Origin of the sequence: Burkholderia sp. Ac-20353, assembly GCF_017104785.1 — a bacterium.
Lineage (GTDB): Bacteria > Pseudomonadota > Gammaproteobacteria > Burkholderiales > Burkholderiaceae > Burkholderia.
The window spans coordinates 1-9,652 of record NZ_JAAGPL010000272.1; the positions used below are offsets into that span (position 1 = coordinate 1).

The 9,652-nt window shown below is 66.8% G+C and carries 9 protein-coding genes and 1 pseudogene; 3 read left to right on the forward strand and 7 right to left on the reverse strand.

The genetic code is table 11. From position 1 onward, the window contains the following. Positions 1-137 (reverse strand): annotated as a pseudogene (locus tag G3N94_RS42790) (DUF455 domain-containing protein); the annotation flags it as partial. A gap of 247 nt (positions 138-384) precedes the next feature. Here G3N94_RS42790 and G3N94_RS37365 point away from each other — a divergent pair. From G3N94_RS37365 to G3N94_RS37375, 3 genes are all read left to right on the forward strand, one after another. Next, positions 385-909 carry a gamma carbonic anhydrase family protein gene (locus G3N94_RS37365; RefSeq protein WP_205799247.1) on the forward strand — a complete coding sequence of 175 codons (525 nt, stop codon included), beginning with the start codon at positions 385-387 and terminating at the stop codon, positions 907-909. Between the two features lie 25 nt (positions 910-934). Next, a complete protein-coding gene (gene hslO, locus G3N94_RS37370) occupies positions 935-1,885 on the forward strand; it encodes an Hsp33 family molecular chaperone HslO (protein ID WP_205799248.1) in 951 nt (316 codons plus the stop codon). 147 nt (positions 1,886-2,032) lie between these two features. Beyond that, on the forward strand, positions 2,033-2,386 hold the full coding sequence (locus tag G3N94_RS37375; protein ID WP_205799249.1) for a hypothetical protein: 354 nt from the start codon (positions 2,033-2,035) through the stop codon (positions 2,384-2,386). Positions 2,387-2,474: 88 nt separating this feature from the next. On the opposite strand, the gene ftsB is transcribed toward G3N94_RS37375, so the two are convergent. The 6 genes from ftsB to G3N94_RS37405 form a co-directional block, all read right to left on the reverse strand. Continuing rightward, on the reverse strand, positions 2,475-2,900 hold the full coding sequence (gene ftsB, locus G3N94_RS37380; RefSeq protein ID WP_205799250.1) for a cell division protein FtsB: 426 nt from the start codon (positions 2,898-2,900) through the stop codon (positions 2,475-2,477). Between the two features lie 82 nt (positions 2,901-2,982). Continuing rightward, positions 2,983-4,266, reverse strand: coding sequence for a phosphopyruvate hydratase (eno, locus tag G3N94_RS37385; protein ID WP_017331789.1), 1,284 nt, complete (start codon positions 4,264-4,266; stop codon positions 2,983-2,985). 104 nt (positions 4,267-4,370) lie between these two features. Beyond that, positions 4,371-5,225, reverse strand: coding sequence for a 3-deoxy-8-phosphooctulonate synthase (gene kdsA, locus G3N94_RS37390; protein WP_205799251.1), 855 nt, complete (start codon positions 5,223-5,225; stop codon positions 4,371-4,373). Next, positions 5,222-6,883, reverse strand: a complete 1,662-nt coding sequence (locus G3N94_RS37395) for a CTP synthase (RefSeq protein ID WP_205799252.1) — start codon at positions 6,881-6,883, stop codon at positions 5,222-5,224. Before G3N94_RS37395 ends, kdsA begins: the two co-directional genes overlap by 4 nt. 128 nt (positions 6,884-7,011) lie before the next feature. Continuing rightward, on the reverse strand, positions 7,012-7,842 hold the full coding sequence (locus G3N94_RS37400) for an alpha/beta hydrolase (RefSeq protein ID WP_205799253.1): 831 nt from the start codon (positions 7,840-7,842) through the stop codon (positions 7,012-7,014). Positions 7,843-8,049: 207 nt separating this feature from the next. After that, a partial coding sequence (locus G3N94_RS37405; protein WP_205799254.1) for a DNA internalization-related competence protein ComEC/Rec2 occupies positions 8,050-9,652 on the reverse strand: 1,603 nt, incomplete at its 5' end.

Below are 9,652 nucleotides of genomic sequence, written 5' to 3' on the forward strand. Positions count from 1 at the left end.
TGCCCGGCCCGCTGCGCGTCATGAAGCGCGCGCACCTGCGCGGCCTTGGCTGCCGGCTCGGGCTCGCGCAGCGCAGCGAGCGCCGCGCGGCGCACGCAGATCGACACATCGGGAGAGGAAGAAAACACCATGCTCATAAACGGGGACACCACGGGGGACACCACGGAATGCGCGGCAGGAGCCTGCGCCCGCATCGGTTTACAATACGCGTCTGTGCTTCGGCGGCAAACGCCGGGCGAAACGCGCCATTTTACCGGCGCCCGCCGAACGACACCGCAATGCACGGGATCGAACCAGGTGCTGAAACGCCAGGTTCGGTCGCCCTCAAAGCATGGGACCGAACCACGCGCTGAAGCGCCGGGTTCGGTCGACCAAGGAGACGATGTGACGATCTACAAGCTGGGCGACACCGCCCCGACCATTCACGAAAGCGTATTCGTCGCCGATACGGCGGCCATCATCGGCAAAGTCGTGCTCGAGGAAAATTCGAGCGTATGGTTCGGCGCGACGATCCGCGGCGACAACGAGCCGATTACGGTCGGCGCGGGCAGCAACGTGCAGGAAGGCGCGGTGCTGCACACCGACCCCGGCTACCCGCTGACGATCGCGGAAAACGTGACGATCGGGCATCAGGCGATGCTGCACGGCTGCACGATCGGCGAAGGGTCGCTGATCGGCATTCAGGCGGTGGTCTTGAATGGTGCGGTGATCGGCCGCAACTGTCTGGTCGGTGCCGGCGCGGTGGTGACGGAAGGCAAGACGTTCCCGGACAATTCGCTGATTCTCGGCGCACCGGCGAAAGTGGTGCGCGAGCTGTCGGCCGAAGACGTCGCGCGGCTGCGCGCGAACGCACAGACCTATGTCGAGCGGCGTGCGCATTTCAAGGAGCAACTCGTGCGGATCGGCTGATCCGCGCGATTTTCAAGGAAGAAGAGTGAGCGACCAGTTACAGAAATTCATGTTCAATGCGGCGCCCGTGCGCGGCGAGATCGTTTCGTTGCGCAACACCTGGCAGGAAGTCCTGACCCGCCGCGATTACCCGGCCCCTGTCCGCACGGTGCTCGGCGAGATGATGGCCGCATGCGCGCTGCTGTCCGCGAACCTGAAATTCAACGGCACCCTCGTCATGCAGATCTTCGGTGACGGGCCCGTGAAGATGCTGGTCGTGCAATGCGGCTCGGACCTGTCGATGCGCGCAACCGCGAAGTTCTCGGGCGACGTCGCGCAGACGATCGGCGACGACACGCGCTTCGCGGAGCTCGTCAACGCGAGCGGCCACGGCCGCTGCGTGATCACGCTCGATCCGGCCAACAAGCAGCCGGGCCAGCAGCCGTACCAGGGCATCGTGCCGCTGAACGGCGAACACGGGCCGCTGGAATCGGTGTCGCAGGTGCTCGAGCATTACATGCACCACTCGGAGCAGCTCGACACGCGCCTGTGGCTCGCCGCCGATCGCGATCGCGCGGTCGGCCTGCTGCTGCAGAAGCTGCCCGGCGACGGCGGCATCGTGCCGCGCGCCGCGCAAACCGATGCGGACACGTGGGAACGCGTGTGTACGCTCGGCGGCACGCTGTCCGCGCAGGAGCTGCTCGAAGTGGAGCCGGACGTCGTGTTCCGCCGGCTCTTCTGGCAGGAAAACGTCCAGCACTTCGAACCGGCCGGCACGCGCTTCCAGTGCACGTGCTCGCGCGAGAAGGTCGGCGCGATGCTGAAGATGCTCGGCCAGGAGGAAGTCGACGGCGTGATCGTCGAACGCGGCCACGTCGAAATCCATTGCGAGTTCTGCAACCAGCGTTACGAGTTCGATCCCGTCGACGTTGCGCAACTGTTCACGGCGCCCGAACACGCGAGCGGCGTGGCACCCGCATCGGAACAGCGTCACTGAGCGCCGCGCACGCTCGCGTGCGGACGCATAATGAGGCACGGGCATGGGGCGCACCCTCAGTGCACCCTCAGTGCACCATCGGCGCGCCGAAGGCCGCAACCTTCGGCGCCAACCTCCCCGGTCGCCACTGCCCCGCTGGAGAAGGACATGAACCACCTGTTTCGCACCATCGTCATGACGGGCGCCGCGGCCGGCACGCTCGCCCTCGCCGGCTGCGCGGTGCAGCCATCCTCGACGATCCTGAGCCGCCTGCCCGAGCCGGGCGCGGCCGGCGGCCAGCCGCATGCGCTGACGTCCACCGAGCGCAAGCGCTACGACGAAATCGACCAGCAGGCATTGCGCGAGCAGAACGATGCGATGGCCGCGGAAGCCGCCGCGCGTGCATGGTCGTATTACGCGCCGCCGCCGCCGGTCACCGTATATGGCGGATACTACGGCGGCGGCTGGGGGCCGCGCTGGGGAACCGGCGTCACGTACGGCTATCCGGGCTGGTGGTGGTAACGGCAAGGCTCGGTCGATTGCCGACCGTCAGGAAATAAAAAAGCGCGGTATTTCCCGCGCTTCGTCAATGGGTGTTCGCTTGCCGCAATCAGTGGTGAGCCGCCTTGCCCTTCTCCCCGCCGTGGTGTCGCGACGGCTTCGCGATCGACTGCGGGTTCGGCACGACGCGCACCGGCGAAGCCGACACTTCGCCACGCGTCGACGTGTTCGGCGACATCGTGTTGGCCGGCAAGGCCGGCGCGTTCGGCGACACGAACTGCACGAACACTTCGCCGTCCTTCACCATCCCCATCTCGTAGCGTGCGCGCTCCTCGATCGCAGCGGTACCGCTCTGCAGATCCTGCACTTCACCGGCGATCCGCTCGTTGCGCAGCTTCTCGTCGGCGTTCTTCTGCAGTTGGCCGTCAAGCTGCTGACGCAGTTCGTGCACCCGCAACCAGCCGCCATGCCCCCACCAGAGGGGATACTGAATAAGCGCCAGCAAGGCAATCAGGACGACAGTAACAAGGCGCATGTACGAAACGCAGATATAAGAAGCGCCGCTCCACGCATCACGCAGAGCGGCGTCGTTTTTCGACTAACCGGATGGTAGCGCGTTAGCGCAGGTTATAGAAAGCCGATTTGCCCGGGTAGCTTGCGATGTCGCCGAGATCTTCCTCGATGCGCAGCAGCTGGTTGTACTTCGAGATGCGGTCGCTGCGCGACAGCGAACCCGTCTTGATCTGGCCGGCGTTCAGGCCGACTGCGATGTCCGCAATCGTCGAATCTTCCGTTTCGCCCGAGCGGTGCGAGATCACGGCCGTGTAGCCCGCGCGCTTCGCCATCTCGATCGCCGCGAACGTTTCGGTCAGCGTACCGATCTGGTTGATCTTGATGAGGATCGAGTTTGCGATGCCCTTCTCGATGCCTTCCTTCAGGATGCGCGTGTTGGTGACGAACAGGTCGTCGCCGACGAGCTGCACCTTCTTGCCGAGACGCTCGGTCAGCAGCTTCCAGCCGGCCCAGTCGCCTTCGTGCATGCCGTCTTCGATCGACACGATCGGGAACTTGTCGGCGAGCGTCGCGAGGTAGTCGGTGAACTCGGCCGACGACAGCTGCAGGCCTTCGCCCGCGAGCTGGTACTTGCCGTCGTGGTAGAACTCGGATGCCGCGCAGTCGAGCGCGAGCAGCACGTCTTCGCCCGCACGGTAGCCGGCCTTCTCGATTGCCTGCAGGATCGTCGACAGGCACTCGTCGTTGCTGCCGAAGTTCGGCGCGAAGCCGCCTTCGTCGCCGACTGCCGTGCTCATGCCGCGGTCCGACAGGATCTTCTTCAGCGCGTGGAACACTTCCGCGCCGCAACGCAGGGCTTCACGGAACGTCGGCTGGCTGACCGGGACGATCATGAATTCCTGGATGTCGAGGCTGTTGTTCGCGTGCGCGCCGCCGTTGACGATGTTCATCATCGGCACCGGCAGTTGCATCGCGCCCGAGCCGCCGAAGTAGCGGTACAGCGGCAGGCCAGCCTCTTCAGCCGCGGCCTTCGCGACGGCCATCGACACGGCCAGCATCGCGTTCGCGCCGAGGCGCGACTTGTTGTCGGTGCCGTCCAGCTCGAGCAGCGTCTTGTCGAGGAACGCCTGTTCCGACGCGTCGAGGCCCATGATGGCTTCGGAGATTTCGGTGTTGATGTGCTCGACTGCCTTCAGCACGCCCTTGCCGTTGTAGCGGCCGGCTTCGCCGTCGCGCAGTTCGATCGCTTCACGCGAGCCGGTGGACGCGCCCGACGGCACCGCCGCGCGGCCCATCGTGCCCGATTCGAGCAGCACGTCGCATTCGACGGTGGGGTTGCCGCGCGAATCCAGAATCTCGCGGCCGATGATATCTACGATGGCACTCATGGGTTTCCTCTGAGAATGACGATGGATTCTTCATACTGCGACGGCGCACGCGCAAAAGCCGCTTTCGCTACAGACGCGCGAAGCCGCCGCAGGTTCATACGTTCTTAGTTGAAATCGTTTTCCAGGAACGGGTTGCGCTTCACGGCCTGGTCCAGCGTGACGAGCGTCTCCAGCAACGCGCCCATCCGGTTCAGCGGCACCGCGTTCGGGCCGTCCGATTTCGCTTCGGCCGGCTTCGGGTGCGTCTCCATGAACAGGCCCGCGACGCCCGTGGCAACCGCCGCGCGCGCGAGCACCGGCACGAATTCGCGCTGGCCGCCCGAGCTCGTGCCCTGCCCGCCCGGCAACTGCACCGAGTGGGTCGCGTCGAACACGACGGGGGCGCCCGTCTCGCGCATGATCGCGAGCGAACGCATGTCCGACACGAGGTTGTTGTAGCCGAACGAGACGCCGCGCTCGCACGCCATGAAGCGGTCTTCCGACAGCCCCGCTTCGCGGGCCGCTTCACGCGCCTTGTCGATCACGTTCTTCATGTCGTGCGGCGCGAGGAACTGGCCCTTCTTGATGTTGACGGGCTTGCCCGAGCGCGCGCACGCGTGGATGAAGTCGGTCTGGCGGCACAGGAACGCGGGCGTCTGCAGCACGTCGACGACCGACGCGACGGGCTCGATCTCGTCGATCGAGTGCACGTCGGTCAGCACCGGCAGGCCGAGCTGGCGCTTCACTTCCGACAGGATGCGCAGCCCCTCGTCCATTCCGAGGCCGCGGAACGACTTGCCCGAGCTGCGGTTCGCCTTGTCATAGGACGACTTGTAGATGAACGGGACGTTCAGCTTCTCGCAGATTTCCTTCAGGCGGCCGGCCGTGTCGATCGTCATCTGTTCGGATTCGACGACACAGGTGCCCGCAATCAGGAAGAACGGCTTGTCGAGACCGACCTCGAAATCGCACAACTTCATGCTTTCACTCCGGCGCGCGCCTGCTGGTTGGCCAGCGCGGCTTCGACGAACGACTTGAACAGCGGATGGCCATCACGCGGCGTGGACGTGAATTCCGGGTGGAACTGCACGCCAACGAACCACGGGTGCATCGAGCGCGGCAACTCCATCATTTCCGGCAGGTCCTCGCTCGGGGTACGCGCGCTGATGATAAGGCCGCCGCTTTCGAGCTGGGGCACGAAGCGGTTATTGACTTCATAACGGTGGCGGTGACGTTCGTTCACGTCCTTGCCGTAGATCTCTTCGGCGAGCGTGCCGGGCTTGATCGGGCAGCGCTGCGAGCCGAGGCGCATCGTGCCGCCGAGATCGGACTCCTCGGTGCGCTTCTCGACCTTGCCTTCGCGGTCGTACCACTCGGTGATCAGCGCGACGACGCGTTCCGGCGTCTCCTGGTCGAATTCGGTACTGTTCGCCTGCTTCAGGCCGACGACATCGCGCGCGAACTCGATCACCGCGAGCTGCATGCCGAGGCAGATGCCGAGGTACGGCACCTTCGCTTCGCGTGCATAGCGGATCGCCGCGATCTTGCCTTCCGTGCCGCGACGGCCGAAACCGCCCGGAACGAGCACCGCATCCAGGTGCTTCAGGCTGTCGACGCCGTTCGCCTCGACCTCTTCCGAATCGATGTACTCGATGTTGACCTTCGTCGACGTGTGGATCGACGCATGGCGCAGCGCTTCGATCAGCGACTTGTACGACTCGGTCAGGTCGACGTACTTGCCGACCATGCCGATCGTCACTTCGTGCTTCGGGTGCTCCAGCTTCTCGACGAGCTCGGACCACATCGAGAGGTCGGCGTCCTTCGGCGACAGCTTCAGCTCTTCGCAGATGATCCGGTCGAGGCCCTGGTCGTGCAGCATCTGCGGAATCTTGTAGATGCTGTCGGCGTCCCACACCGAGATCACGGCGTCTTCGGGCACGTTCGAGAACATCGAGATCTTCTTCGATTCGTCGTCCGGAATGCGGCGATCCGCGCGGCACAGCAGCACGTGCGGCAGGATGCCGATCTCGCGCAGCTTCTGCACGCTGTGCTGGGTCGGCTTCGTCTTCAGCTCGCCGGCCGTCGCGACGTACGGCACGAGCGTCAGGTGCACGAAGCACGCGCTGTTGCGGCCGAGGCGCAGGCTCATCTGACGCACGGCCTCGAGGAACGGCAGCGACTCGATGTCGCCGACCGTGCCGCCGATCTCGACGATCGCGACGTCCGGCTCGCCGCAGGTGGCCGACGCGGCCCCGCGCTCGATAAACGCCTGGATTTCGTTCGTGATGTGCGGAATCACCTGCACGGTCTTGCCGAGATAGTCGCCGCGGCGTTCCTTGCGGATCACCGATTCGTAGATCTGGCCGGTCGTGAAGTTGTTGGCCTTGCGCATCTTCGTGCTGATGAAGCGCTCATAGTGGCCGAGGTCGAGGTCGGTCTCCGCGCCGTCTTCCGTCACGAACACTTCGCCGTGCTGGAACGGGCTCATCGTGCCAGGGTCGACGTTGATGTAGGGATCAAGCTTGAGGAGGGTGACTTTCAGACCGCGCGATTCGAGGATCGCGGCGAGGGAAGCGGCGGCAATACCCTTGCCAAGGGAAGAAACTACGCCGCCGGTGACGAAAACATATTTGGTCATCGCTGGATGCTCGCGGGAAAAACGGATTATACCGTAAAGCCCGCGCTTCTCTCAGCATTAGACGCGATGATCGTGCCCTTTCCACCGGCCGTCCACTCACCGCGTCGGACAGACGGCGATTCCGCGCTTCAGGCGCTCTTCGCGAGCGGCGCGACGCTCTCCTCCGCGCGCAGCGCATTCAGCATCCGCTGCACCGCGCGGGCCGTCTCGAGCGGCCGCTCCATCGGGAACAGGTGGCTGCCCTCGAGCCACTCGATGCGCCCGCGCGTCGCCCGTCGCGTCGCATCGAGGCCGACCTGGCGCACTTCGCGCGAACGCGTGCCGGCCAGGAAGCCGAGCGGCACCGGCGCACCGTGCGCGAGCCGCGGGCCGAGCGTGTGCGGAAGCGTCCGGTAGATCAGGTATTCGACCTGCCGGTCGAACGCGAGCGAGCGCGCGCCGTCGGACGCCGCCTGCGGTATCCCGTAGTCGATGTAGTCGGCCAGCATCCGTTCGTCCCAGCGCGCGAACGCCGGTTTTTCGTGGAAGTGGCGCCACACATCGTCGCGGCTCGCCCAATGCGTGCGGCGGTTGCGCGTCGCCGCGGCCGGCGACAGCCGCTCGTCGAGCCCCGCCCACTGGCTCGCGCGCAATGCGCCGCTGCGCCAGCCGGCGATGATCGGCGAATCCAGCATCACGACGCCGCGCACCCACTGCGGCTTCTTCAGCGCGGCCATCAGCGACAGGTAGCCGCCGAGCGAATGGCCGACGAGCCACACTGGCCGCTCGTAGCGGCTGCCGATGTCGTCGAGCAGTTGCTCGACGAGATGCGGCCAGTCACGCGTGACGGGATAGCGGCGGTCGTGGCCGATCCGTTCGATGTAGCGCAGCTCGTAGTCGTCGGCGAGCTCGGCGAAGATCGTCCGGTACGTCGATGCCGGAAAGCCGTTCGCATGCGAAAAATGGAGGATGTCCTTCAAATGCACGTGTCTCCTGTGTCGATCGGATGTCGACCGGGCCTGGCGCGTGGTTGCCCACGTCGTTGCCTGCATTGTTGCCCGCGTTGTTGCCGTCTTGTTGTCTTCTCCGGCCCCGCCCTGTACCCCGGCCGCCACGCATCGCGCCGACCACGGCCGGCGCGTCGTCACTTGCTCCGGTCCACGCAAAGCGATCGCCCGTGCAATTCGTCAGCGGTCCATCCAGTAGCGGCGCCGCGCATCGCGATGACGTTCGAACGCGAACCCGCCGTCCGCCGGTGCGACGTCGAACCGCACGGCGCCGTCATGATCGGTGCGCGGCAGCGGAATGCCGCGCGCCGCATAGCGCGCGAGGACGGTCCGGTGCGGATGCCCGAATCGATTGCGATAGCCTACAGGAAAAGCCGCGACGCGCGGCCCCACCGAATCGAGGAAAGGCTCGATCGACGACGTGCGGCTGCCGTGATGCGGGACGATCAGGATCTGCGCGGCGAGCGCGGCGCGATCCGTAGCGACGAGCTCGCGCTCGACGCGCGCGTCGATGTCCCCCGTCAGCAGCGCCGACGTGCCGCCCGCGTCGACGCGCAGTACGCACGACTGCCCGTTCGTCGCGCCGGCGCCGGGCCCGCCGCGCGGCCACAGCATCGTGAAGGTCACTGCGTCCCAGGTCCAGCGCTGCCCGGCCGCGCACGGCACGCGGTCGGCCACGCCGGCGACCTGCGCGTCGCGCCACAGCCGGCTCTCGGCCGGTATTCCGGCCAGCAGTTGACGCACGTCGACGGCCGCATAGACCGCACCGGCCCCGCCCGCATGATCGGCGTCCGCATGGCTGAGCGCGAGCGTGTCGAGCGTCCGGATGCCGCGGGCGCGCAGGAACGGCGCGACGATCCGTTCGCCCGCATGGGTCGATTCCGGGCCCGGCCCGGCGTCGAACAGCAACGTCCGCCGCGCGGTTTCGATCAGCACCGCAGCCCCCTGCCCGACGTCGAGCACGGTCAGCCGGAAGCCGCCTTCCGGCGGCCGATCGGGCGCCGGCGCGACGAGCGGCAGCCAGGTGAGCGGCGCCGCCCAGCGCAACGGCCAGCCGCGCGGCAGCAGCGCCCAAACCACACCAATGCACGCGAGCACCAGCACCGGCCAACCCGGCATCGGCAGCCAGAACACGCTGCGCGGCCAGACTGCGAGCCACGCGAGCGCCGACATCATCGGCTCGAGCAACGCATGCGCGAGCCGGAACGCGTGAACGTCGAGCGGCGCGGGCAGCGCGATGCCGGCCAGCACGACCGGCGTGACGACGGTGCTGACCCACGGAATCGCGAACGCGTTGGCGAACGGCCCCGATACCGAGATCTGCGCAAACCATGCTGCCGTCAGCGGTGCGAGCCCGATCGTGACCGCGTATTGCACCCGCGACGCGTCCGCCAGGCGGCGGGCTACGCGCGAGAGCCACGCGCGCAGCCGCTCACCGATTCCGTCATCCGCCGGGTCGGCGCGTGGTTCGCGCACCGCGCGCCAGCCCGCAACGGCCAGCAGGATCACGGCAACCGCGCCGAACGACAGCCAGAAACCGGCCGACAGCACGGCCCACGGATCGGCCAGCAGCACGCCGCCGAGCGCCACGCACAGCACCGACGACGCCGGCACGCTGCGCCCCGCCAGATACGCGACGCCGCCCGCCGCGATCATCCACCATGCGCGCTGCGCCGGTACATTGAAGCCGGCAAGCGCCGCGTAGCCCAGCGCCCCGGCCAATGCCGCCACCGCAGCGACCCACGGCGCCGGCACGACGAGCACGGTCGCCCGATGCCGCCAG

What these genes read in the sequence shown, in the direction of transcription:
- G3N94_RS37375 (WP_205799249.1), top strand. Translation starts at nt 2,033, where the DNA reads ATGAACCACCTGTTTCGCACCATCGTCATGACGGGCGCCGCGGCCGGC.
- kdsA (WP_205799251.1), bottom strand. Translation starts at nt 5,225, where the DNA reads ATGAAGTTGTGCGATTTCGAGGTCGGTCTCGACAAGCCGTTCTTCCTG.
- G3N94_RS37395 (WP_205799252.1), bottom strand. Translation starts at nt 6,883, where the DNA reads ATGACCAAATATGTTTTCGTCACCGGCGGCGTAGTTTCTTCCCTTGGC.
- ftsB (WP_205799250.1), bottom strand. Translation starts at nt 2,900, where the DNA reads ATGCGCCTTGTTACTGTCGTCCTGATTGCCTTGCTGGCGCTTATTCAG.
- eno (WP_017331789.1), bottom strand. Translation starts at nt 4,266, where the DNA reads ATGAGTGCCATCGTAGATATCATCGGCCGCGAGATTCTGGATTCGCGC.